This is a genomic window from Paenarthrobacter sp. CAP02, assembly GCF_040137855.1.
Lineage (GTDB): Bacteria > Actinomycetota > Actinomycetes > Actinomycetales > Micrococcaceae > Arthrobacter.
Genome location: NZ_JBEEII010000008.1, coordinates 77637 through 100085, shown reverse-complemented (window position 1 = coordinate 100085; position 22449 = coordinate 77637). Strand labels below are relative to the sequence as shown.

25 protein-coding genes and 1 pseudogene are annotated in these 22449 nt (G+C 60.8%); 12 read left to right on the top strand and 14 right to left on the bottom strand.

Translation table 11 applies throughout. From position 1 onward, the window contains the following. Window positions 1–164 precede the first annotated feature (164 nt). Window positions 165–1352, top strand: coding sequence for an HNH endonuclease (locus ABHM97_RS21520; RefSeq protein ID WP_502921295.1), 1188 nt, complete (start codon window positions 165–167; stop codon window positions 1350–1352). Window positions 1353–1441: 89 nt separating this feature from the next. Here the strand turns inward: ABHM97_RS21520 and ABHM97_RS14900 are convergent, their stop codons facing one another. Next, entirely contained in the window at window positions 1442–2107 is a 666-nt protein-coding gene (locus tag ABHM97_RS14900) for a hypothetical protein (protein ID WP_349471317.1), read from the bottom strand. Window positions 2108–2857: 750 nt separating this feature from the next. Between ABHM97_RS14900 and ABHM97_RS14895 the strand changes: the two are divergent. From ABHM97_RS14895 to ABHM97_RS14870, 6 genes and pseudogenes are all read left to right on the top strand, one after another. Next, window positions 2858–3364 (top strand): annotated as a pseudogene (locus tag ABHM97_RS14895) (transposase); the annotation flags it as partial. A gap of 120 nt (window positions 3365–3484) precedes the next feature. Then, window positions 3485–4477 carry a hypothetical protein gene (locus ABHM97_RS14890; RefSeq protein ID WP_349471316.1) on the top strand — a complete coding sequence of 331 codons (993 nt, stop codon included), beginning with the start codon at window positions 3485–3487 and terminating at the stop codon, window positions 4475–4477. Between the two features lie 370 nt (window positions 4478–4847). Continuing rightward, window positions 4848–5105: a His/Gly/Thr/Pro-type tRNA ligase C-terminal domain-containing protein gene (locus tag ABHM97_RS14885; protein WP_349471315.1), complete on the top strand. Its 258-nt coding sequence runs from the start codon at window positions 4848–4850 to the stop codon at window positions 5103–5105. 4 nt (window positions 5106–5109) lie between these two features. Further along, window positions 5110–5355 carry a hypothetical protein gene (locus tag ABHM97_RS14880; protein ID WP_349471314.1) on the top strand — a complete coding sequence of 82 codons (246 nt, stop codon included), beginning with the start codon at window positions 5110–5112 and terminating at the stop codon, window positions 5353–5355. A 336-nt stretch (window positions 5356–5691) separates the two neighbouring features. Further along, the gene (locus ABHM97_RS14875) at window positions 5692–5862 is read left to right on the top strand and encodes a hypothetical protein (RefSeq protein ID WP_349471313.1); all 171 of its coding nucleotides are present in this window, start codon (window positions 5692–5694) and stop codon (window positions 5860–5862) included. Between the two features lie 75 nt (window positions 5863–5937). Further along, window positions 5938–8496 carry an AAA family ATPase gene (locus ABHM97_RS14870; RefSeq protein ID WP_349471312.1) on the top strand — a complete coding sequence of 853 codons (2559 nt, stop codon included), beginning with the start codon at window positions 5938–5940 and terminating at the stop codon, window positions 8494–8496. A gap of 36 nt (window positions 8497–8532) precedes the next feature. On the opposite strand, the gene ABHM97_RS14865 is transcribed toward ABHM97_RS14870, so the two are convergent. The 4 genes from ABHM97_RS14865 to ABHM97_RS14850 all read right to left on the bottom strand — a co-directional run bounded on the left by ABHM97_RS14865 (window position 8533) and on the right by ABHM97_RS14850 (window position 10825). Further along, window positions 8533–8832 carry a hypothetical protein gene (locus ABHM97_RS14865; protein WP_349471311.1) on the bottom strand — a complete coding sequence of 100 codons (300 nt, stop codon included), beginning with the start codon at window positions 8830–8832 and terminating at the stop codon, window positions 8533–8535. 69 nt (window positions 8833–8901) lie between these two features. Continuing rightward, window positions 8902–9144 carry a hypothetical protein gene (locus ABHM97_RS14860; protein WP_349471310.1) on the bottom strand — a complete coding sequence of 81 codons (243 nt, stop codon included), beginning with the start codon at window positions 9142–9144 and terminating at the stop codon, window positions 8902–8904. Between the two features lie 78 nt (window positions 9145–9222). Further along, window positions 9223–9909: a hypothetical protein gene (locus tag ABHM97_RS14855; RefSeq protein WP_349471309.1), complete on the bottom strand. Its 687-nt coding sequence runs from the start codon at window positions 9907–9909 to the stop codon at window positions 9223–9225. Between the two features lie 142 nt (window positions 9910–10051). Further along, window positions 10052–10825, bottom strand: a complete 774-nt coding sequence (locus tag ABHM97_RS14850) for a hypothetical protein (RefSeq protein WP_349471308.1) — start codon at window positions 10823–10825, stop codon at window positions 10052–10054. A 301-nt stretch (window positions 10826–11126) separates the two neighbouring features. On the opposite strand from ABHM97_RS14850, the gene ABHM97_RS14845 reads away from it, so the two are divergent. Then, window positions 11127–11639, top strand: coding sequence for a helicase associated domain-containing protein (locus ABHM97_RS14845; protein WP_349471307.1), 513 nt, complete (start codon window positions 11127–11129; stop codon window positions 11637–11639). A gap of 55 nt (window positions 11640–11694) precedes the next feature. Here ABHM97_RS14845 and ABHM97_RS14840 read toward each other — a convergent pair whose 3' ends face one another. Further along, the gene (locus ABHM97_RS14840) at window positions 11695–11853 is read right to left on the bottom strand and encodes a hypothetical protein (RefSeq protein WP_349471306.1); all 159 of its coding nucleotides are present in this window, start codon (window positions 11851–11853) and stop codon (window positions 11695–11697) included. 425 nt (window positions 11854–12278) lie between these two features. Here ABHM97_RS14840 and ABHM97_RS14835 point away from each other — a divergent pair, with 425 nt between their 5' ends. Both ABHM97_RS14835 and ABHM97_RS14830 read left to right on the top strand, forming a co-directional pair. After that, window positions 12279–12707 (top strand): hypothetical protein, encoded by a 429-nt coding sequence (locus ABHM97_RS14835; RefSeq protein WP_349471305.1) that lies wholly within the window; start codon window positions 12279–12281, stop codon window positions 12705–12707. A 514-nt stretch (window positions 12708–13221) separates the two neighbouring features. Next, window positions 13222–14298 carry a hypothetical protein gene (locus ABHM97_RS14830; RefSeq protein ID WP_349471304.1) on the top strand — a complete coding sequence of 359 codons (1077 nt, stop codon included), beginning with the start codon at window positions 13222–13224 and terminating at the stop codon, window positions 14296–14298. Window positions 14299–14323: 25 nt separating this feature from the next. On the opposite strand, the gene ABHM97_RS14825 is transcribed toward ABHM97_RS14830, so the two are convergent. The 8 genes from ABHM97_RS14825 to ABHM97_RS14790 all read right to left on the bottom strand — a co-directional run bounded on the left by ABHM97_RS14825 (window position 14324) and on the right by ABHM97_RS14790 (window position 20038). After that, a complete protein-coding gene (locus ABHM97_RS14825; RefSeq protein WP_349471303.1) occupies window positions 14324–14983 on the bottom strand; it encodes a hypothetical protein in 660 nt (219 codons plus the stop codon). 9 nt (window positions 14984–14992) lie between these two features. Next, window positions 14993–15568 carry an RNA-binding domain-containing protein gene (locus ABHM97_RS14820; RefSeq protein ID WP_349471302.1) on the bottom strand — a complete coding sequence of 192 codons (576 nt, stop codon included), beginning with the start codon at window positions 15566–15568 and terminating at the stop codon, window positions 14993–14995. Window positions 15569–15962: 394 nt separating this feature from the next. After that, complete coding sequence (locus ABHM97_RS14815) at window positions 15963–16739, bottom strand: GIY-YIG nuclease family protein (protein WP_349471301.1); 777 nt, start codon at window positions 16737–16739, stop codon at window positions 15963–15965. Between the two features lie 43 nt (window positions 16740–16782). Continuing rightward, window positions 16783–17556, bottom strand: coding sequence for a DUF1889 family protein (locus tag ABHM97_RS14810; protein WP_349471300.1), 774 nt, complete (start codon window positions 17554–17556; stop codon window positions 16783–16785). Between the two features lie 31 nt (window positions 17557–17587). Then, the gene (locus ABHM97_RS14805) at window positions 17588–17788 is read right to left on the bottom strand and encodes a hypothetical protein (protein WP_349471299.1); all 201 of its coding nucleotides are present in this window, start codon (window positions 17786–17788) and stop codon (window positions 17588–17590) included. Window positions 17789–18016: 228 nt separating this feature from the next. After that, window positions 18017–19081: a hypothetical protein gene (locus tag ABHM97_RS14800; RefSeq protein ID WP_349471298.1), complete on the bottom strand. Its 1065-nt coding sequence runs from the start codon at window positions 19079–19081 to the stop codon at window positions 18017–18019. A gap of 99 nt (window positions 19082–19180) precedes the next feature. Further along, a complete protein-coding gene (locus tag ABHM97_RS14795) occupies window positions 19181–19534 on the bottom strand; it encodes a hypothetical protein (protein ID WP_349471297.1) in 354 nt (117 codons plus the stop codon). 18 nt (window positions 19535–19552) lie between these two features. Continuing rightward, window positions 19553–20038, bottom strand: a complete 486-nt coding sequence (locus ABHM97_RS14790) for a GNAT family N-acetyltransferase (RefSeq protein WP_349471296.1) — start codon at window positions 20036–20038, stop codon at window positions 19553–19555. Between the two features lie 1090 nt (window positions 20039–21128). Here ABHM97_RS14790 and ABHM97_RS14785 point away from each other — a divergent pair. Further along, a complete protein-coding gene (locus ABHM97_RS14785; RefSeq protein WP_349471295.1) occupies window positions 21129–21758 on the top strand; it encodes a DNA-processing protein DprA in 630 nt (209 codons plus the stop codon). A gap of 2 nt (window positions 21759–21760) precedes the next feature. After that, a complete protein-coding gene (locus ABHM97_RS14780; protein WP_349471294.1) occupies window positions 21761–22306 on the top strand; it encodes a DNA-processing protein DprA in 546 nt (181 codons plus the stop codon). Window positions 22307–22449: the final 143 nt, after the last annotated feature.

Below are 22449 nucleotides of genomic sequence, written 5' to 3'. Positions count from 1 at the left end.
ATTCCTCACTCAAGAAGAGTTTGGGAGCTTTTCTCAACTTACGTGAAATCCGCTCACTCAACACGAGTGAAGCGGGTGCTTCTGGGCTCTAGATTTGAACTTGACATAGCTCTATTTGATCCGAAAAGATCTCCTTTAGCATTTATTGAACGGAGATTAGTGAAATGAAGATTTGCTCCTATGGAGGAGAAGCCTGCGGTGAACCCGCGCAGCTGTGTGGACCAGACAAGGTTTGCCCCAAGCACTACGGGCGCATGAAACGTTGGAAAAGTTACGACCCGTTGTGCATCCATGGCGGTGAGGCTTGTGGGCGAGACATTCGACTTTATGGCGAGGGAAGCTGCCGGGAGCATCATTTCTACGCAGACGCAAAACCGTGCATTGAAGGTGGATGTGAGCGGAGGCCAACGGCCGTTCGGAACAAATTTGTCGGGGGCAGATGCGAGAAACACGATCAAGCACACCGTTCAGCCCAGAAGCGGGGTGGGCAGGTTTGTTCTGAAGCAGGGCGCGGTGACTGCGGGCCGGCCAAACGCTTATACGACGGGAAGTGCCGTAAGCATTTCGAGCGGCAAAAGGTTCATGGCAGCCTCGAACCGATTGTCTGCAATGAGGCAGGATGCCGGGTTACGGATGCGACCGACCTGTCGGGACGATTTACGGCAGGAATGTGCAACATGCACTACCTCCGAGAAAGGCGAGGGCAGAAACGCGTCAAAACACTGGGCGTCCGTCTTTGCCCTCAGTGTGGGGACGACATGTCAAAAGCCAGACAAAATTCTACGTACTGCAGCACGCGGTGTCAGACAGCAGCTTGGGTCGACGCAAACATCGAAGTTGTGAGGCTGAGGCGTCGGATGTCCCAAAGCAAGAGAAAAGCAGCCAAGTATGGCAATCCTGGATACGAAGACTTCGGTATCCAAGACTGGCTCGACCTCGTGAAATTTTTGGATCATCGGTGTACTTACTGTGGGGAACAACTCGATGCCAGCGAGCTGGAGTTGGATCACATTGTTCCATTGAGACGCGGCGGCCCCCACCGTCTGTCCAACATCACGGCGGCTTGCAGCCCATGCAACCTATCAAAGCGGGATCGGCCACTCTTGTTCGAATGGGCTCCGAAGCGGCTAGGCGGAAAGCCCCGCTGGGACAAAACTGCTCCACGGGGGCAGCGGTCGAACCCTTGGAAACCGGAGGAGTGGAGAGGGAACGACGGCCCTCTTCCTCACATCAAAAGGTTGGCTGCATCATTTCCCGAACTAGCAAGGGCGATTGAGCTAACGGAGTCATTTTTTCAACGATGCACCGAAATCGGACCAATGCCACCGGAGGAAGAAGAGCCAGCTGCGTAATCCCCGGGGCTGCTGCGGTCTCATCGACGCAATCGCCGGGAAGGACCCGTAGGAGAAAATCAGGGCGTCGGCCACGTCTAGGCGGCAGCCTACGCCAGGGCTCTCGTCCCGGTCTCGTACATCAGATCGGTCTCAGGATTGGTTACGGGGGTTTCGGCAAATTCGAACTCGGCAGAGTAGAGCAGCCCGTCAATGGTTTCCACCGTGGAGATCCTGGTAAGGGCGCCGAGTAGAGTGCCGTCGGGTAGGCGGAATTCGGTGCCGAAGTGTTTGGACTTCAGGCTTCGAGCTGGAAGAAATGTCCAGGTGATGGCCCGCCGGGCCTTGTCTAGATGCGGAAGATCCGGGGAACACAGGGGGCACGCCGTCCGCCTCGGCATCGCTTCGATCTGCGCCCGCGTCTTCAGTATCGGCCAAGCCGGGATGGGGTCCTCGTCGGGCGAGTCACCTTGGAGCCGTTGTGGAAAGCGAAAATTCGTAGACCAGGCAGAGTCACGGTCAACGAAACGGCGCGTGCTGTCACATGTAGGCACGTGGACCTTCCCGGCGAGGGAGATGATGTAGCAGTCGCCGGAGTCCAACCACTCCTGCATAGCGGCCTTCTCCAGCGCCAGCGTTTCCTTCATCCGCTCCCGGAGCTCATCGTGGCTGAGAGCCTGCAGGGTCCTTGCGTAGTCCTCCTGCTTGTACATCGTCCTGGCGGCGGCCGCGGCCTGCCCTGCCTCCGAATCGGCCGGGCTTGTCAATCCACTCATGCCGATGAGCTTATCCGAGCTGACAGCTGCGGCGGTCCAAGGATGATCCGCGCTGCGGTTTCCGGACCGCGGATCTTTAGAGACTCGCCCTGCTGGGATTGGGGCTGGCCCGGTGCCGGGGGTGGATGGGTGCGCCGCTTTACTGCGATTCTTCATGTGCGGCAACACGCTGAAGCACTCCGGGGGTGCCGCGCACATGTCGCCCATGAACGAGGACGCTGGGGTGCTTCGCGTCGGCGCGCTCCAACAGTCCGGCTACAGGATGGAGCACCTGGGTGTGGCCCAGGAGGTGGCTGGATCGAGGCCGGTCAGTCTAGGTTCGAGTCATATCGCAGGCAAGAAACAGCACCTTAATGAACCAAATACGTTCACGTTTTCGGTGACCGTCGTCTAGAAACCGCCTAGTGGCCAAAGATACCGGCCTTTCATGTCGGTAGCACGGGTTCGAATCCCCTCTCCCGCTCGAAGGCGTCCAGTGCGTCGTCAAGCTTCCGTAGCTGGGCGAATAGAGCGTCGGCCGTCTAAGTCGCGGGTCACAGGTTCGAATCCTGCCGGGGCACGGTTCTGCGTTTGCTGCTGCTTACGCAGCTGCTCCGCCCGGTGGCGCTGCATGGCCGCCGCCGTGATGGCTTCGTCAGCTTCCACTCTGATGCCCCTGAACCCGTCCAACAGGTCATCCAGGTAGATGAACGGAACGCAGGAGGCGGGGTCGGCTTTCTGACAGCCTTCTTCCCGATCAGTTCCTGGATCGCCGCGGCTCCCTACGAGCTCTGGCCGACGGACATCACCGAACATCACACGGCCGGGGGCAAGCTCTACCTTTGCGCGGCGAAAAATGTCTATTGCGAAAGGATGGGCAGGTATTCGGTGGACTGGCGGATGAAGTCCACGCTTGCCGTGGCAGCACTGGAGAGCCCGGTCCAGGCACGCAAACCTGCAGGGACAAATGGGCCATTCGGATCGTGGGTTCCAGCTCCGTAGTGCCGGTTCGTCGAATCGCTCCGTCACCACGGGCTCACCGGATCCATGGGCAGTGTCGGTGCGTGCGCGGACAACGCCGCGGAGGAATCGTTCTTTTCGCTGCTGCAGAAGAACATCCTCGACCGACAGCGGTAGCACACCAGACAGGAAACTCAGACTGGCCGTCACAACGTGGATCGAGAGACGCTACCACCGCCGGCGTCGGCTAAGAAGGCTGGAAAAACTCACACCCATCGAATATGAAACAATCACCGGACCGCGCTTACAGCGGCCTGAGACTTCGAGTTAACTGAAGTTGGGCCCGTCCCCATGATTGATATAGAACTAGAAGTCTTCCCATAGGGACTTCAAGGAAGCGGCGATATTTAGCTATGTAGCCTGCTATACAATTACTTCATGGGAAGAGACTTGGTGTTGTATCCTAAAGGTGCCGATAAGGCTGAGCTTGTTACCTTCATTACATCTTTTGACAATGTGCAGAAGACGAGTAATCACTTATGGGATTGGCCAGTGGGTACTGTTCATTATTTCTGGTTTGATGAAACCGACTACAGGTCGACCGCCGGCGTGGAAATCACAATTTATCCAGTTCGAGATGATGAAAGAAGCATTGATAGCGGAAATTGGGCTATGCACGTCAGAAATACGTACTCGGCAACTTGGCATGATGTTGAGATGCTGAATAGGATACTCCGCAGCGGACGCAAGCGATTTGGTGGAGACATACTTGGAGATTACGGTAAGAATAGATATGCCCCACTCTGGGAAGATGAGTCTACTCCTATCAGTAGGGGGCTTGCGTGGGTTTACAACATGTCTCATCGGAATATAAGCGCAATTTTGCATGCACTCCCAAATGAACTTGACCTCAGCCAGGTCGAGGATGCAAAACTTACAAGTCTGCTCAGGTCTGTCGATCCTTCACGAGTCACTTATAACGGACTAGTGCCGTTTCTCGTTTCAATTATGGAGTTCTATTTCAGGAACATATTTATAATACTGCTCAAATACGATTTAGACGCGCGTGGCAGGATTGAGGAGCTAGATTTCGAGTTATCAGAGTCTGAAGCACCTATAGAGCAAACGATAGCCAGCATCGTTACTTTCCAAAATTTGCGCAATACAAAAAGAGCATTCAAGAAATGGCTGAATATTGATGTTCAAAATGCGCTAGATGGGCACGAAGATAACTGGCAGGAAACGCTGTGGCATCGATTGGGTGATCTGATCAAATACCGACATGACATCATTCATCGAATGAGCGTCAATACTAGTTTCAGTCGGGAGGAATTCATTGAGCGAGCTCAACTAGTCGAAGAATCGCTTAATGTTCTGCTAGGAGCAATAGCCCAGAAGTATCATTTAGATCTCGAGGATATCCAAAGCTAATATCCTCCCAAGTCGGGGCTGTCGATTAGGGCATCGAGCAGAACATCGGTGGGTAACATAGTCTGTTCATCATTCATGAATATCCGTTCCTGGACAAGGTTTGTCCTATCCGTATCCACAGAGGACGCAAAACTAGCGCTTTCTGCCCCAGTGCCTAGTGCAGCACTAAGCCCGCCAGTAGTCGTTGGACCCGCCGTCGCCAGGTTTGTTTGAGAAGTGCGGCGCCTCGCAGTCCCTCGGTGACACACGCGGGGACGTGTAGCAGCGCACACGGGCTGGGTTAGTGCATCTCGACGGGACTTCAGGCTGGCCCGGCCATTCACGACCGGTCTATGTGGGCCTTCGCTCAGTGAAAGTTCACGAGCGGACCATGAGAACTGCTTCCTCACTCGTCGGTGAAGTGATCACGACAGGACTTCGTGCCCCGCTAGATGATCGGACCACGCAGGGCTTCGGCCGGCGAGCCACAGAGTGGGTACTCAAGGGTGTCCCGGTGCGTCTGGAGGTCGGCCCCCGAGATCTCGAATCAGGCCAAGCGACGATCACGCGACGCGACACCGGCGCCAAGGAAAAGGTCACGATCAACGAGATCAGCACAACCGTTGTCGCTCTCCTGCAGCGCACATAGCGAGATGATCGAGGCATCTCACCAGCGACTCACGGACCGCGCCGTGGACGCAATGTCGGTAGCGGCGGCTCTTGACGCTGCCAGAGTAGGTTTTGCGCGAATCACGTGGGGGCATCTCGGCGAGAAAGGCGGGGACGCACTCAACCGCGGGGCTGTCAGTGTCCGCTGCCTGCAAACCCGCGAAGGAACTATACCGGGTAGCGAAGACCTCGACTCAGAACTCATGGCGATTGTCGGCCGGAGTTATTGACCATTCATGCCATGCGCTAGGACTGGCAAACCCGACCGCGATGGTTGTCCGGAAAATCTAATGCTTCCTGAGGCGGTGCTGCATCTGCGGCTGGCAAGCCAGACTCAGGATTTCCGCGCCCCACGGGGGTCTCGTTTAGTCGTCACGGCGTGAAGCGTCTCAGTATCGGCGGGGGAGGCGCTTCCGAGCGAGGGAACGTAAGGGGTTCCTGTACCGGACAGATTCCGCATCGAATTTGAGATTGCGTTCATGTGAACCGTACTCGCCGCCGCACCACGACCCAGTACGCGCGCTGGTACAGTCAGCGGCAGTGGTCCGAACAGATTTGGGGAACTGATGAGGCTTGAGGGCTATCACGTAGTTGTGCTTTTGGTGATGGTGTTGACAGTGGCCGCTGTCATTGTCGGAGTGACGCTCTTGGTTCGGTGGGGCCTGCGACTTCGCCGGAAAGGCGACGGCGGCGAGAGCGCGCCCCGGCTGGCCAAGAACGCTTCGACGAAACCGTAGTACCAGCCATATCAGCACGACTAGCAGCGTGCGCAGAGCTTTCCCCGGCAACGCCCTCCGACAGAACGAGACAGAGTGACCGCTTACGAAGACGTACTCGACTGGATCGCTACCCGGCCCTGGTGGCAGCAGCGCGCACTGGCCCGCATCGCGAGCGGTGAAACGATCGGCGAGACCGAGTACGAGGAGATCGCCAAGAGCCTGTTTAAGGAGCCGCCCCCTGCTCCGGAAGGGGGCTGGCTCGCATCGGTCACCGCCCCTCAGAGCACCAACGACGAGCCGGTGCGGATCCTCTCCGTCAAAGGCGTGTCGAATGTCAATCGGCTGGCCGAGAACCAGGAGCTCACGTTCGCGCCTGAAGGCCTGACCGTCGTATACGGCAACAACGGCAGCGGGAAGTCCGGGTACGCGCGCATCCTGCAGTCCATGGTGCGCGCCCGCCACCGGGCCGACATCCTCCCTGACGTCTTCGCTGAGTCCCCGGGAGAGCAGTCGGGCGAGGTGACATTCCTCGTCGCGGCGACCGAGTTCACCTCGTCGCTCGGGTCCACTGCCGATCCTGCTCTCGGGCGCGTCGCCCTCTATGACGAGCACTGCGGAGACACGTATCTCAACTCGGAAGCAGAGATCTCCTATCGGCCTTCGGCGGTGCAGCTTCTTGACGACCTTTCGACAGTGACCGCCGGCGTGCGGCGTGTCATCGACGCGTGGAAGACCGAGAAGGGCGCGCCCGGAGCTCTCCCCGTCGTCGTCGATCCTGGATCGGCAGCGACGTTCCTGAGGGCTCTCACGGCCAAGACGAAGGACGCAGAGATCGCCGCGGCCATCGCTTGCCCTCACGGCGTCGACCAGAAGCTGAGCGATCAGGTCGAGGAAGTGGCTCGGCTCCGGACCGCTGATCCGGGGCAGGAGAAGCAGAAGCTGATCCGCACGGCCGATGCGCTAAACCTGGTCGCCGGTCACCTGTCCGGCCTCGACCGCTCGTTCGGCTCCGCGGTGCACGAGAAGCTCAAAGGGCTGCGCGAGAGCGCGAAGGCCGCCCAGGAAGCGGCGGACGCAGCGTCATTGACCACGTTCGGAGACGAGCCGCTCGCCGGCATCGGATCGCCGGTCTGGAAAGCGCTGTGGCAAGCGGCGGAAAAGTACTCGCGCGTCGTCTACCCGGAGCACGACTTCCCGCACTCAGACGACGGAGCGGTCTGCGTCCTCTGCCAGCAGTCCCTCGACGGCGGAGGGGCGGCGCGGCTGAAGCGGTTTCACGAGTTCGTCTCGGACACGACGGCTAAGGACGCCGATTCGGCCAAGAAGGCGCTCGAGACGTTCCTCGCAGCTCTCGGCCGGCAGCCGGTCGAGAGCCAACCGGTGGCGGTCGCCATCGCCGCGATCGAGCAGTCCGAACCAGGATTCGCCGCGCGGGTCCAGACGCTGATCGACGCATTCCACGCGCGTCAGGCAGCCATGATCGCCGATGAGCAGCCAGCGGACGTAAGCGTCGCGGCGGAAGTCGCCACGCTTGCCGCCCAGGAGAAAGGCCTCCGCGACCAAGCCGGCTCGATCGATGCCGCTGATTTCGCCGGACGTCTCGCTCAGGCCCAGACCGAAGAGAACCGGCTGCGCGACCAGATCGCGATGCGGGACGGGAAGCCCCTGATCGAGGCGGAACGGGCCCGCCTGCTCGAGCTGACGGTGCTCAACGACAAGTTCTCGGAGACGAACACGCGCGCTATCACTGACAAGGTGGGCGAGCTGACGAAGAAGTACGTGACCGAAGAAGCCCGAGACCGCTTCACTCGCGAGACGGACCGGCTCGAACTGGAACGGGTCACCTTCAAGGCAACCAGGTCGCGCCAAGGAATGGGCCTGCTCCACAAGGCCGACTTCTTGAACGCGCGTGCAGGCGCGCGCCTCGGCGACGTCCTCTCCGAAGGAGAGCAGACGGCGCTCGGCTTCGCCGGATTCCTGACCGAAGTACACTTCGACACGAGCAAGTCGGCGCTGGTGTTCGACGACCCCGTTTCCTCGCTCGACCACATGCGGCGAGAGGCGGTCGCCAACCGGATCGTCGACCTGGCGGGAGAACGGCAGGTCATCGTCTTTACGCATGACATCGCCTTCACGATGGTCCTTCGCAAGACGGCAGAAGCAGCGGACGTATCCTTCGCGACCCGCGGCATCGAACGCAAGCGCAAGATCGGCCCGGGGTTCACCACCCTCAAGCATCCCTGGACGGCGCAGGACGCCGCGCAACGCGTGGACACCCTGAGGCAAGAAGTCGCTTCGCTGCGCCGCGACGAGGAAGGCATGTCCGATCCGGACTACCAGCGCGCCACCGAGGAAATCGCGGGTCACATGTCCCAGACATGGGAACGCATCATCAGCCAAGTGCTGGCCGAGCCGCTTGTGGACTATCGAGCCCTGGAAGTCCGCGTCGGGAAACTGAGGGTCATCGGCCGAGTCACTCCTGACGACATCAAGACGTACGACGATTCCTACAGCAGGATCTCTGGTTGGGCTTCCCGTCACGATCCGCACCCCGAGCTGAACTACACGCCGCCATCGGTGGATACCCTCACGGCCGAGATCGACGTGCTTGATACATGGCTGAAGAGCGTCAAAAGGTACCAGGCGAGCTGACCTCAGTCGGGTGCGCGCCACCAGCGCCGTCCGGCACTACGTCCGCCTGTTCAACCCGCAGGCGCAGGCGTCGTGGTGGACGAGGCCGTGGGCCAGGGCCTCGGGCGAAGTGTCATTGACGACGTAGGGCTCGCTGCCCGCGTGGAGATCGCTGTCGTCGAACTGCGCCCAGTGCGCCAGTGCTTCGCGCACAGCGGTCCGGACGTGCTCCGCCCGGTCGTCGATGAAGCGCTGGCACACTGCACGGATGGCCCCGGGCTCCTCGATTTGCAGGATCGACCATACTTTGACTTCGCCGACGCGGATGTCGCGGGTGAAGCCGCGCGGTCCGCGCACCTCGATGCAGACTTCGTCGCCGCCCGTGGGCTCGTCACGCCATGCGATGCGAGCTTGATGGTCGCTGGTTCATCCTCGCAAACGATTCTCCCCGCGCGGGTACCTCTGCGCGTACTCCGCCTGGATCTCCGGGGGCAGTGCCACCCAGATCGCGGCGACGCTTCTCCAGAATTCGACCCAGCGATCCTCTTCGTTCATGGCTGTGACTCTACGCCGGGCGAACACCGGAGCCCCGTACGGGTGGACCGGGCGCACCGTTGGTGGCAATTGCTGCCACGGCGATTGCGCCTCGCCGTCAAAAATGTACCCCATCAGCCTCGGGCCGGTGGGGTTCATTTTGTGAGGAGCGGTCTTCGCTGTCCTTCACGCGTGCCGCGGGCAGTCCGGGCGTCAGTGCGCCGTCTCGACCCAGCCCATTCCGGAGTGGCCGGTCTCGTGCATCCACTCCTTGCCGCATGCCGTGCAGCGGTAGTCCTGCTCGTCGGCGACCTTGCCCCCGCCAAAATGGCGGGAGGCTCCGACCGGCTCGAGGCGGGTATGCGGCCGGATGCTGCGCCCCGCCGGGCCGGTGTCCACCAGCTTCCAGCAGTCGTCGCACATTGCCTCCTTCACGAGCTTGACGATCTCGGGCGTCACACGGAACACGTGGGCCTGGCGATAGCCGGAGCCCTCGGCGTAGTCGGCCTCCATCGGGAACTCGGCGTCCTCGGGGAGGCTGCCGCGCTCGATGAGCTCGGACGTGATCGTCCGCAGGGGCTTCGTCCAGTTCTTCAGCTGCCGCTTGGGCTCGTAGTTGCCGAGGCGGAAAATTTCCTCGCGGCTGATCTCGCCGCCGTTCCTGATCGCCTGGTTGAACGCCTCGAGCTGCACGTCGTTGCCCCGGCGTCTGAGGCTCTCGCGGAGCATCAGGACGAGATCCAGCGTCCAGCCGCTGGACACGGCGTCCCGCCAGGACTCGTTCTCGTGCGCGCGCTCCGTCGGCCCGGCGCCCGCTCGTATGGAGCGGATCGTCTCCAGCAGCTGCGCCACTTGCGCGGGCGCGAGATCGCTGATGTCTAGGTTCAGTGAATCTGGCATATCCTCTTCCTTGTATCGGCCTCCCCGACGAGTTGCACCTTCAACGTCACGCGTCAGGGAGGCTGGTCTTGTATCCGCAGTTCACGGGTACAAAAGAGAACATAACACAACTATCGCCAATAGTTAGCTATAACTCTGTTTATCACTCGGAAGTATTGTTCTCGAGGTGACGGCGCTCCGGTCGGTGCTTCGCGTAATACTCCGTCGTCCAGTGGTGGTCGTAGAACCCGGAACCGTTGAGACGGTGCATCGCTGGGATGATTGTGGGCGACGCGAGGATGGAATCGCACAGCGGCGTCAGGGCACGGACGACGACCTGGCCGAGGTGGCCGAGGATCTCGATCTGGCCGGTGGTGTTCCCGAGCAGCACGGGTGCGATGGTGTTCATCGTTTCCTGGCCTTCTTCCTTCGGCACGCCGAAGTGCACGCCGCCCTCGACGTTCGCGTAGTACCGCACCACCTGCCGGACGGTCAGATCCGCGCCGTCGACGAGGCCCACCCGTGCGCGGGCGAACTCCGCGATGGTCGGCAGGGCGAGGGCGTCCGACCCGCCGACGAGTTCGGGACCGGCGAGACGGAGAGCGTAGGGCAGCTCGTCGGCTCCAGTCTGGGGCTTTGCCCAAGGCTTGATCCGGAATTCCGTCGGGATCCCTCGCCGGGCAGCGAGGACGGAGTCGACCAAGGCGGAGCCGTCCAGCAGCAGCTTGCGGAGCAGTGGCGCGATGCCGAGCAACTCGTACCTGCTCCTGCTGCCGGGATCCTCGCTACGGGTTCGCACGTCGGCGACCGTCTCCACGAGCAGCCACTCGGCCAGGATCATCTGCATGCCGATGTCACGCGCCATCGCAGGCTCGTCCTTTATCTGAGACTTGGTCCATGGCTGTGACTGTACGTGGTGCCACCGACTGCGAAGCATCCATCTTACAAACGAACGTTAGGAAGGAGAGTTGCCATCAGCACCACTCGGCACGGCGCCGGGGCAAGATGACACCCATAATGGACAGCAAGTTGCGGCGCGCTCCTGACGCGGAATGGGTGTTGATGTACCGGCTCGGGCTGAGCCGGAAACGCATCGCGGAGCTCGTACGCGCCGAACCTGCCACTATCGTTTACCACCTGGTCATCGCGCCCCGCCAGGACCCGGGGCTCGAGGCCGCCCACCAGATCGCCGCCTGTGCGGCACCCGTTCCTCACCCCTCGCCAAGGATCTGGCCCGCATGGAAGAGATCATCGTCTGGGTTACGGCCGAAGGTCGGGTCCCCCGTGACCGCTCAAAGGACAAGGGTGAACGGTCCATGGCTCTGTGGCTTTCGGACCGCCGGCGCGAAGCAGTCGAGGGCACCCTTCATCCCGCCTACCCTGACGGCCTCGGCAGAGTCTCCGGGTGGCCAGGGGACTCAAGGGCAGCGATGGAGGATGCCCGGTGGCATGACCGGTTCGCCCAGCTTGTGGGCTTCCGCGCCGAAGGAAACGACTGGCCCCGCCACCACCACTACGTATCAGAGCGTGAACATTCCCTCGGAGTGTGGATCCACGCCCAGCGGCAAAGTACCGCCGCGGCGAACTCGACCGGGCGAAGATCAATCTCCTGGATGGGCCTCTTCCCGGTTGGCGCACCGGGCGAACCAGGGGCCGGCGGCCCCGTCGTTAGACTGATACTGGTCTCGCCCAGGCTCGCCCGAGAACGTCACGCCTGCGGTAGCCTCATTGAGGCTCTCCAGTCCCCGTAGCGTGGAGAGCCGGGAGCCTCCACGCTTGAGTCCCTGGATTCGCGCGGAGGCTTTCTCATGTCCCCCGATGCAGGCCCCCGGCCAGGTGCAAGGGCAAAACACCCTGCAGCAGGTGCGGCGCCTGCTCTCCGATCTCATGGAAGACCTCGAACCCGTGATGCGCCAGCTCGTCCGCGTCTTGATCGATGACGGCACCTTTTGCCTGGGATTCCAATTCCTCCCCGGCGGACAGCTCTGCCCCACCGTCGACTGCTTTCCACGCCCGGCTGACCTATGGGGCCCGCACGATCGTCTACTGTCAGAATGGCGGCTTAGTCTTTACAAGAAGATTAAAAAAGCCACCCGGTGCTCATAAGTTGTGGGGCCACCAGCACCCGCGCCTATGATCAGAAATATTCAGTGGGTACTACAAACTTTGAGCGACAGGGCGACTTGATGGAAAGTGCTGACCAGGGAAACATACAAGGGCAGAGTTCCTCTCAGCAGGGAATCGGTCAGCCCAGAGTACCCCTGGGTGCTCTTCGGCATGCTGTGGGGGTCGTGGCATATGCATTCGGTACGGAAAACCAGTGCGCCAACGCGGCAGCCCTGCTTTGTGAAGTCGGTCTACACCTTGGCTACACGCTCACGGCGAGGCCCGTGTCTCTTATCGCGGCCGACTCAACAGGACGTTTTGCAGTTATGGGACCAAAGGCGCTGGAGCGCCATCCTAAAACCTCGGCGGGCTCGAGTCTAGGGCACGTCGTAGTGACCTGTGAGAATCCGTCACTACTGATGGATGCCAACTTGTCTCAGCTCGAGCAACACGGCATGAGCGGGCCGATCGTCATGGCAAGGATCGAGAGCACGGATCCCGACGATGGTGAGTGGGGTTTTCAGGAGGACGATCTCAGCTTCTGGTACATCCTCGATGAAGGTGCTCGCCCGCTCATTGAAGGATTTGATGAGGCTATGGCTTACTACACCGCTGAAGCGCTGCCGATTGCCAAGTGGATCATAGACGGCGCGACGGCGGGAGACATTCTGCGCCGACTAGGCCGGACTTCCGGATACCTGGCCGAAAACTAGTGCGCACCGTACGAGCACCAGGCAGGTAGGCGGCAAAGAACGCCACCAGCATGCCTCAACGCGGTGTTGTTAGGCGGAAAACTCCTGCCGACCCGCAGGGAGCCCAAGTTGGGGCCAAGCAAAGGGCACCCCCACACCCGCCCGCCGTAGAGGACCAGGCCGTGCAGCTGTCTTTGAGCCGCCGACCCCCGGTAAGATTTTCGCCCCAGGACGGGTACATCGCACCGTCATTGTGTTCGGATTCGCGGCGGACCGTTTCCGCTTCGATGGATTTGGCCACGAAGTGACTCTGCGGCTTTTCCTTTTCCGGGCCGAGGACCAAGAACCGGACGTCGGTTCCCCGTGGTCCGGATACCGGTGTCCGGTCATGATGGCGAGGGCGTCTCACTCGGAGGTCTCCGTCCCCACCAGGCATTGGCGCCCCTTTTTTACTGCCCACCAGGCATTTGAAACACCCAAGCCACCGGCACTGAGAATCCTGCACGAGGGACTGCTGGTCAGATAGTTTTGCCTGATGGCGCTGAACGATCCTTTGAGTATTCACCAGGTCGATACGGATGCATCTTCGGCTACGCCGGGTGCAGTGGAAGAGGTCCTGAAGGAGCATTACTACAGGGTTGATCCCGCAGAATACTTCGAACGCCGGCTCTGGGGCATAGTTGCCCTTGCTGATATGCAATCTGGTTCGGTGAAGTGGGACCGCACGGATCAGGCGTCCCTCTTCGGACAGTTCCAGTCAGTGTTGAAGGACAAGAAGTTCGCACTGGACGTCCCGCCGGGCGACACTCTTAGCAGCAGAACGATGGCCTCAATTGAGTCCTACACCTTGATGCAGCACGTAATCGAAACTGCGCTGCGGCTGTTTGTGGCCGGTCTGGAAAGAGCTACGGGTAGCAGTCCGATGACAAAGCTGCTCAACATGCGACTGAGCTCGGACCTCCGCGAGCCCATCAAACCTTTACTTGGAGGCGCCGCCCGGCATGCCGTCTCCAAGGTGATGTTTCCTCGGGAGCTTCGTCATGAAGAATCCGAGGGATCCAAACAGGACATGCGGCGGCACCTGGATTTCCTAACAGCCTGGCTCACTTTCTTCGCGCAGTTTTATTCGGACGGCGGCTATAACGGCGCCCAAGGAAACAATCAGCTCAAACATGGCGCCACAGTTGCCCCTCGGGATGACCTCAGTGTCGTGCTGCACCTCGCCGAGCAGCCTCCAACAACTCTCACGCCGGAGCAATGGAATGATGCAGCGGCCGTGGTCAACGCCGAATCGGTGACCTACGTCCTCCAGGAGCGCGGAGGCAAGAATACGACCCCTGGTCTGACCCTGCGGACAGATAATTCCGATCCCGCTACAAACCTGGCAATCAGCCAGGTCGGAATCAGCGTTGTGCGTTCACTGTGGCAGCTGTCGCGGGTCGTGGCCTACCCGCTCACTGTCAAGGACTACGCCTATGACTACTCACCTCTGCCGGCTGAGCTCTTCGCGAGCACAGAACGGCCTCCGCGGTCCATGACCCAGACGCTTCTTCAGCCTGCTCCGAAACCTGCAAAGCAGAGTTCCACCGCTCAACGGAGGAGGAAGCGTTGAACGCAGCCACCTGGTGAGGGTGCCGCTAGCGCTTTGGAACCGGGACAGTCCTGGATAAAACGGTCGTCATGAGGGACTGCCTCTCCGGGCGAGAAATGGACAGAGTTCCCCTATCGGTCCCTCTACGGTTGTTCGCCGTGACTGACCAGCTAATCTCGATCTGAGTCTCCAGTTCCGGGTCCGAACTAAGGACGGCAACGGGCCACGTTACGACGGAATCTTCGGCGGCAATGTCGCCAATATCGAATGTCACCTTGACCATGTCGTCGTCAATATCAACAGACGGTCGCCGGGGGGTGGTCGGCCGCGCCAAGGGAATTTCGTACCCCTCAAGATGCATGAACAGGGAGGTAGGCGGCAGGTTTTTGCCCACCTGCACCGGAAGTTCAGGCCATTTGGTAAAGGGATCGTCTACCACGACGTCCATCCCGGCCGGAAGTTGCAGCGTCAGCCGGACGGCCAGCACCGCCTCATCCGTGGTGTTGGTCATTCTCATGACATTGTGAAAACCTGGTCTGGAGTAGACCACGTGCTGCGTCCACTCGTCCACAAGACTCCTACATCTGCCTATGTATTCATTGAGGTCCTTCTTGTAGCGGCCAGGAGTCTGCTTTCCAAGTGACTCAAAGGCGGACATCATCGCCCCGGAGAAATCAAAAGGTCCCCTCGACGCTGACTCATCCATATCTTGCAGTCAAAGCAGGTGCTCGCGATGGCTTTCGAGCCACTCTTCAATGGATGATTCATCGTGCCAGAACAACCGGGGATCGTTTTGCCACTCAAGGTGAACCTGGGGCGTCAGTTTCTGGAGGCCGGCGATCAATCGTCGCTCCAAGCGTCTGATGTCTTCAGCCGTCGCAACTTCGGTGCTTGTCCCTGACCTCACAAAAATTGTGCCGTTGCGCCACAACCGTTCTTTGTTGCCTCCGTTGTCAGTGAATTCCTTCTCCAGAGCGTAAATATGAGCGGCCCGAGGCGCGGCGAGGATTGTGATGACCGCTACGTCCAGATTATTGAACCGTCCGTAGTCCAAGACGAACTGCGGACCACGAGTACCCGTATAAGACTGGATCTGCATCGTAATAGTGGCACTGTCGGCTTTCGTCAAGCCCTCGGCCCGCCCTGAATCGACACCCAGGACCAGATAGGCCTCACCGCCGAAATACTTCGCAGCCACAGCGGGATCCCTGTTGGCGAAACCAAGGATGAGCCTCGCGAGGTTCCCGGTCTTCTTCTTGTCAGTCAGATCCCACTCACTCTTGAGCTCCATGGCACTGTTTCGTCACCCAAAGCGCCGTCGTAAATCGCATTGAAGAGCTCCGCGTGGTCCTCAGCGGACAGGGGCATGGACCGATTCAATGAATGCCGCATAACAAGTTCCTTTCACAATGCCGGATTCCATTCTGCCGGGTCGGCATGCGGCACCCGTGCAGCTCCGTCCGGCGGGTTGGAGGGGGCAGTGGGTCACTCGTTCCACTCCGCGCTTCCGGAACCAAAGCCAGCACGGTCATACCGGGAAGTATGCCTTGCCTGCTCGCTTTCACTAATGATCTGACCCGAATAGGAGTATGTGGATTGCAGCGTCGACGAAGGCCACTTGGTTCCGCAAGTAGGCCGTGAGCGTGCTGGGCGCGTGGTGCAATGCGATCGGTGGACTAAGGCCGCTAGAGTGACCTTGACCGCAAAGCGAGGATGGCGGCTGTGTGCCTTCTTGTCAGCCTGTAGCCCTTGGCCCTACCTGCTTGCAGCCCTTTGCGGAAGACCCAGACATCGCGCAACCGCATCAGAATGTTCTGCAGGTCACCGGGCTTGTGCTTGCCCTGGAAGGCCTGCACGACGTCAACTATGGAGTTCTGGAAACCTGGATCAAAGGCGTTGGCGATCAACACCGACACCTCTCTGGCATCCGGCGAGTTGTACTCCAGACTTTCAACGTAGGACAGTACCTCGTCGAGGTGGAGCTCGTCCCCTGAGACCGGAAGCTGGTCTCCGGACGCCAGTATGAACTGGGCTTGCCAGGCAAGGAACACTGACTCCCATGGAGCGGGAGTGCCGAGGTGATAGAGGGTAGCTTCCCTGGGCTCGGTGAGGAAGGGTGTCGGGCGACGGACAATCTTTCCGGCCCGCACGACCATCGTGTTCGTCAACCTGTACTGGGCCCTCGCGAGCCGGGCGATCAGATTCTGCTCCGCCAGGTCGGCAGCAGCGGACGGCACCTGGCCTGCGATGAAGATCCGCGGCGGGGCGCCGAACCGTGCGACGTGCCAGGTAATCATCTGGTGGTTGCCAAATCGCTGCGTCAGTCCCCGGGCCTGTCCCACGTAGAAGGGCTTGGAGGGGTAGCCGGCGATGTTGAACATAAGCACGTAGATAAACGTCCGCCCTGCGGCAGCGTTCATGCCGGACGCCGGCGGATTGATGAGCTCGTAGGCGAAAGACACCGTTCTCCTGGTCCGTTCGCTAAGCGCAGTGCGGCCCAGCCGTTCAGACTTCCTTTCGCCAAGTATCAACGATGTCGGGACGGAATCGCTCGGCGAATCGCTTTCTCTTGCCTGCGTTGATTTCGGCAGCGAGGTCCTTGAGCTGGACGGCTGCATCGCCACGCCAATTTCTCGCCAGCGCTCCGGCAAGGAGATCTTCTGGATCAAAGTGATGGTTTGCTTTCCTCAGCTTCGTGAGACCGTCGAGCACAGTAGAACGATCCCGACTGTCCGAGAGGCCACTCGAGGAGTTGATGAGGTCGGTGAAGGTATCCATGTCGGCAGCGACGACGGGGTCGGGCAGGATGGGTTCTTTGACCTTAATCGTTGGTCCGCCTAGATGTATGGGCTTGAAAGCAGTGACCCACGGCTGGCAACCGACCATTTCTTCAGTCCCAATGCTCCGTTGATGATGTTCCGGGCCTGTAATCTCATACGCGGCTACGGCTGCCGTAGATCTTTTCGTCTCTACCTCCCACAAATGCGCGGCATGGGGTCGATACATCAAGACAGGGCCAGAGGGCAGTGCACCGACCTTCCCACGGGAGTCGGTGTAGACCTTCGCCCCTTCAGCAACGAATGCAGCTAGGAGAGGTTCGTCGTCGAGATCGTCCTCATGACCCGTCTGTATCCCGACCAGCCTGGCATCGCCGTTAGCCAGCGCGAGACACCAGGCAATTGTCGCGGCTAAATCCTTGTCACGGTCCTCATATGAATAATCATGCGATAGCGCCACGTAGGCGCGAGGGAGTGTCGTCCAGTCTTCTTCAAACATCATGAAGTCAGACTTTCACGCCCCTCTGACATTCTCAGTACACATACGTGCGAAGCCCCGTCCGGGCCACCTGGCCGGCTTCCAGCATGGCGCCGCGTCCGCACCGTGCCTGGCAGTCGGCAGCCAAGGCCAAGCCGAAATCCAAAGAACTGGGGGAGTTGCGCGCCTTCGAGCCAGCCTCGCGCCGAAGCGACGGGGCACCCAAGGTTGGTCCCGGTCCGGGGTACGTGGTCACCTCTGGAAATGTTTACCAGCCGGCATGGTGCAATTCCGTAGGCAATGTGTGGGATGAGAACCCCAAGAGGGTGCTGGTCGTCGAAGAGATTAGCGCTGGCCCTGGGAAAGTCCGAACAGCCTGCGACGAACCCATGCAAGTTGTGGGACCAGGCTAGCCGCCGGTGAGCTTCTACCGGCTGGAACTAAACCTTTCGGCCGCCCGTCGTGCCCTGATGATGATTGGGCCTCATATCGGCAAAGGCGCGATGGTTCTGATCTGCTGGCCGAGGCGCCCCGCGATGCGAAGGTGACCCCGACTCGTCGGGCTGAGCGCGGCTTTCGCATGGCCCAGATGGGCCAGACGGATCTTAATGAGTTCGCGTGTCACTCTCTCGGCAACACGAAAGAGGTTTCCTTGGAACGGTGATCCGGCGGCGATGTGGTCCATGACGGGCGATTCTGTGTCGTGGACGATGGCGTTACGAGTGTCCGCCAGGAACCAGTACCAGTTACCAAAAGAGCTGTATTCGGTGACCTTTTTGAATCCGCGAGGAAACACCGGGCCTGACTCCTGCCACAAAAACTCATGGGCACCGATCGTTCCCGCCACCGAACTGTAGATTCCTTCGAGAACCTGTATACCTTCAGCGGTTTTGCTCTCTCCTGAGAGTGCCTCGATGGCTGTCTTCAGCTGCACGATGATATCCGGCATGGTGTGAAGCGGTGAATTTTCCCACGCCCGGCTGTGCCAATGAAGCGCGGCGAGGACCTCACAGTTCACCCTGAGAGATTCATCTGACAACGCTTCCACGGCGACCCGGTAGACGGCCTCCAGGAGCTCGCCGTCCAGCCTAACGTCGGGGATCGCTACAAGCCCTTCGGGAGGTGTCACGACTACAAAGTCATCATGCACCGTGCCGCCACCAACGATTCGGCGGTTTAGTGATCCGCCTCTGGTTCGCACAAATGTGCCCTTTTTGAGTGCAGAGACTTCGCCAACAAAGAACGTCGCGACCTCGGCCGTAGCAACGTTCGGTGCTGCCGCTTCCCAGGGGATCTCATTCCCAAGGCCGGCGTTGGCATCGGCTACCGCGAACGACACCGCAGCCCGGAGGGCAACTCTTTCGTGCTCGCGTGCCTCTCCAGTCGACTCTGGCTCCGTTCGCTGAACGAGGGTCGCAGTGGTCAACGGCTGGCCGGCTTCATCACGGAACCGGGCAAGGAGTGCGCTCACCGTCCGGCCAATGTCGTCAAAAGGCGCAGCCAGTTTTTCCGGGTCCAGCGGTTGCAGTGACCACGGTCCAGCCGTCACTCCCTCACGCAGACGAAGATACGGGAACAGATAGAGGGCTGGTCGGTCAGTCACGTATCGATTATCCGATGTCGGGGCACGCCTTGCAGTTCGACACCGTTACGTCGCCTGGTCCGGGTCCCAGTCCTCCGGGTCATGCTCCTCCAACGTCTCAATCAACGGCTCGAAGCCGCCCACGCCGGTAGCCGCGGACACGACGCGGATCTCCTCGGCCAAGTCCCGCCAGATCCCCGCGTACCATGCGGCAGGATCAGTGCCATGCTCCAGCAGGAACGCATCCAGGGTCGCCTTACGGTAGACAAGTCTGGCCCCTCGCTTCTCAACGAGCGGACCTCGCCCGACGTACCTCAGACTTCGCAGAAACTCCACGCTCAGGGTGTATCCGACCGGTCCACTCAGGTAAGTCGCAGCCTCCCGGGAGCTCATCTCCATGTCTGGAGTCAGATCGTCCATTGAACCAGCCTTCGCTGCCTACCGCAGGGGCGGCAAGGTCTTAGCCATTAACCAGGGCGGCCTCATCGAATAGTCGCTGCAGGGGTCCATGAGCTCGTACCCGTTGTCTCGGTAGAAGTTCCGCAGCCTTTCAACATCGCCGGTCTCATCAGGATGAACGACCACGAGGTCGCGGCCCGCCTCCTGGGCGTCATCTTCGAAGGCTTCCAGCAGCAGGGCGCCGATGCCCCCGGACTGCCGTTCCTTCTGCACATAGAACTTCACGAGCCACGAGCATGCCCAGTATTCGGGCCGGTCCTCGTAGGCAGCCAGGTTCGCCCACGCCGTTGAACCATGATGGCCCGAAATCCAGCCCGCTATCCCCTTGGCGTCCTCGGCGACAAACTCACGTTCGCTGACCCGACCACGCCCATCGTGGTACCTCTGACCGTTGTCTCGGTCCCAGGGGAGTATCAGGTTGCCTATTGCCACCTGGTCACCCCGGCTGGCTCGTCTTATGTCCATGTCCCTGCTTCAGTTCTATGCCCGTATCTGGCTGCTGACTTATCGGCATGATCTTCCCACAGATGCCTCGTGGGGACGGCGGTAGTGCGCGAGGCGGGGCACATACCCGCCCGTCTCAGGCACCCTGGGGACTACATCAATGTCGGTAGCTTTCTCTGGGCTAGGCGCTTCACGGCCTCGGGAGTCGGTCGACCCCGCGCCTCGTCGAGGGCGACCCTCAACTGCGCGGCGAGGATATTGCGTCGCACGTGGAGGGCTAATTCTCTCCGAGCCTCCGGATCTCTGCGGAGCTTTCCGTCCGGCGTTCTCAACGTATCGAATGGGGACGGCGCCGGCGGGGGCGTCCGCTGTGCCAGCCGCACCACCGCCTCCGGCGTCTCTCGCCCACGGATCTTGTCCAAGGCGACCCGGAGTTGGGCCGACCGGATTCCACTCCGTATTCGCAGAATGGTTTCGTCCCTGGATGCACGGGCTTCTTCATCACCAGCGGACATCGTCTCGCCCCTCGCTGCATCCGTGATTTCTGGCATTTCCCTGTCAGTGCCGGTCGAAAACCGAGCCGTTTGGCTACAGTAGCCATTCGTCTAGTCGTCCCCTGAGGGAACGGGTAACTGGATCACGAAGAAGTGAGCTAACCCGTCGGTACCGGATTTCCAGCGGAGGTCTGTCGTGTCGTCGAAATCCTCGGGTACGTAGCTTAGGAAGAGTTTCAAGAGAGTCACTGACACGTCGTCGCGCAGATCAAGAATGACCCATACCTCAGCTTCCCAAGTGGGAGAGGACTGCCGCTGACAGATCCGCTGGAATCGCGTTGACAACATCATTGAGATTCCTTCGGATTGTACGTGCCCGCTCCGGCCCGTCTAGCCCCTCCTTTGTCGGGGCCTGCGTGCCGTGAATTTCCCTGCGTCGCTCCTGCGTCGCTTATTTCCTCTGGGAATTTCCCGTCCCTTACCCAGGGGTAGACAGGCCTCCGTCGGGCACAGCTCCGCAAGCTTCGCCAGCAGCCAAAACAACGGCGGGGGAGAGGGGAGCTGGCCACTCACCACGAGCGCCCCACCCACCGAATCCTCAGCAAAGGACACACACCATGAACGACCGCATCGCACGCGCCGCTCTGACACGACTGTTCGACGCGCAAGACGTCACCGGCCGTACCCTCGTCGGCACTCTAGGCGCCTACGCCGCCCTCCGCGTCGCTACGGGTGACCAGCCCGGCCACACCTTCGGGCACATCACGGACGTCGACCTCACCGAAGCGTTGAACCGCTGGGCGCCCCGGATGGCCGACGTCGACCCCGAGCGGGACCTTGCCGAAATCGAGCGCCTCGGTGGCGGGTTCCTCATCCCCGGCGACGAGCACTGGCCGACCGGCCTCGATGATTTGCTTGATGCACCGTACGGGCTCTGGTACCGGGGAGACATCACCCACGGCATCCCGGCCCCGGAACGGTCCGTCGCGCTGACCGGGTCCCGGGATTCGACCAGCTACGGCGCGGCCGTGACCGGCGACATCGCCCACAAGTTGGCCCAACGCGGCATCTGCGTCATGTCCGGTCTCGGCTACGGCATAGACGCCCACGCCCACCGCGCCGCCCTTGCCGGGTTCAGCGGCGACGGGGCCGCGACGATCGCCGTCGCCGCCGGCGGCCTTGACCGAGACTACCCGTCCGGGAACGCCGACCTCGCCGCGGCCATCCGGGCTGGGCCAACGGCCTGACGGTGTCTGAGCAGCCCCCGGGTAACGCGCCCACGCGCTACAGGTTTCTCCAGCGCGGCAGGATCATTGCGGTACTGGCGGGGGTGACCTGTGTCGTGGAGGCCCGGTGGCGTTCCGGCGCCCTGCACACCGCGCACCAGGCCGAGACCATCGCCCGGCATGTTGCAGCCGTCCCAGGCAGTGTCCACAGCGCGAACTCCGCAGGATGCCACCGGCTCCTGAGAGACGGCGGAGCAATCCTGGTCACTGACGCGGCCGAGATCAGCGAGCTTCTAGCGGCAGTCACTTTGAAACGGCTGCGCGTATTTGCAGGCGCCGCATACGAGGGCTCCGAAGCATCTGGTCCCGTCGTGGGGTGCTCGAAAGCGGCCAAAAAAGAAGTGTGGACAATGTGCACACCTTCCACCCCGGACTGCGCCGTACAACCCCCGGACTGCCCCGGATTCCGCATGTTTCCGCGACTTCCCAGCAATGGCAAGGGCGGGAATCCCGTTCGAGTCCCACCTCGGGCACGGCATACCCCCTCGTCAGAGGGGGTTTTGCTTTAACGTGTGTACAAAGCTTGACATGTGCCTCTGATTAGTTGGCCCGGGTGGTGCCTGGCCGCCGGGCACGGCCTGTTCAGTTTGGATGGGGGAGGCTCGGCATCCTGGCGTGTGGGCGTTCCCCTTGCCAGGTCGTGGGGTCACTG

Excerpts from the sequence above, each read along its gene's own strand:
- ABHM97_RS14820 (WP_349471302.1), bottom strand. The coding sequence starts at position 15,568 with ATGGAGCTCAAGAGTGAGTGGGATCTGACTGACAAGAAGAAGACCGGG.
- ABHM97_RS14880 (WP_349471314.1), top strand. The coding sequence starts at position 5,110 with ATGATCGAGGCATCTCACCAGCGACTCACGGACCGCGCCGTGGACGCA.
- ABHM97_RS14810 (WP_349471300.1), bottom strand. The coding sequence starts at position 17,556 with ATGATGTTTGAAGAAGACTGGACGACACTCCCTCGCGCCTACGTGGCG.
- ABHM97_RS21520 (WP_502921295.1), top strand. The coding sequence starts at position 165 with ATGAAGATTTGCTCCTATGGAGGAGAAGCCTGCGGTGAACCCGCGCAG.
- ABHM97_RS14790 (WP_349471296.1), bottom strand. The coding sequence starts at position 20,038 with ATGGACATAAGACGAGCCAGCCGGGGTGACCAGGTGGCAATAGGCAAC.
- ABHM97_RS14795 (WP_349471297.1), bottom strand. The coding sequence starts at position 19,534 with ATGGACGATCTGACTCCAGACATGGAGATGAGCTCCCGGGAGGCTGCG.
- ABHM97_RS14830 (WP_349471304.1), top strand. The coding sequence starts at position 13,222 with ATGGCGCTGAACGATCCTTTGAGTATTCACCAGGTCGATACGGATGCA.
- ABHM97_RS14860 (WP_349471310.1), bottom strand. The coding sequence starts at position 9,144 with ATGGGGTACATTTTTGACGGCGAGGCGCAATCGCCGTGGCAGCAATTG.
- ABHM97_RS14890 (WP_349471316.1), top strand. The coding sequence starts at position 3,485 with ATGGGAAGAGACTTGGTGTTGTATCCTAAAGGTGCCGATAAGGCTGAG.
- ABHM97_RS14785 (WP_349471295.1), top strand. The coding sequence starts at position 21,129 with ATGAACGACCGCATCGCACGCGCCGCTCTGACACGACTGTTCGACGCG.
- ABHM97_RS14885 (WP_349471315.1), top strand. The coding sequence starts at position 4,848 with ATGAGAACTGCTTCCTCACTCGTCGGTGAAGTGATCACGACAGGACTT.
- ABHM97_RS14825 (WP_349471303.1), bottom strand. The coding sequence starts at position 14,983 with ATGGATGAGTCAGCGTCGAGGGGACCTTTTGATTTCTCCGGGGCGATG.
- ABHM97_RS14875 (WP_349471313.1), top strand. The coding sequence starts at position 5,692 with ATGAGGCTTGAGGGCTATCACGTAGTTGTGCTTTTGGTGATGGTGTTG.
- ABHM97_RS14855 (WP_349471309.1), bottom strand. The coding sequence starts at position 9,909 with ATGCCAGATTCACTGAACCTAGACATCAGCGATCTCGCGCCCGCGCAA.
- ABHM97_RS14900 (WP_349471317.1), bottom strand. The coding sequence starts at position 2,107 with ATGAGTGGATTGACAAGCCCGGCCGATTCGGAGGCAGGGCAGGCCGCG.
- ABHM97_RS14850 (WP_349471308.1), bottom strand. The coding sequence starts at position 10,825 with ATGCTTCGCAGTCGGTGGCACCACGTACAGTCACAGCCATGGACCAAG.
- ABHM97_RS14845 (WP_349471307.1), top strand. The coding sequence starts at position 11,127 with ATGGAAGAGATCATCGTCTGGGTTACGGCCGAAGGTCGGGTCCCCCGT.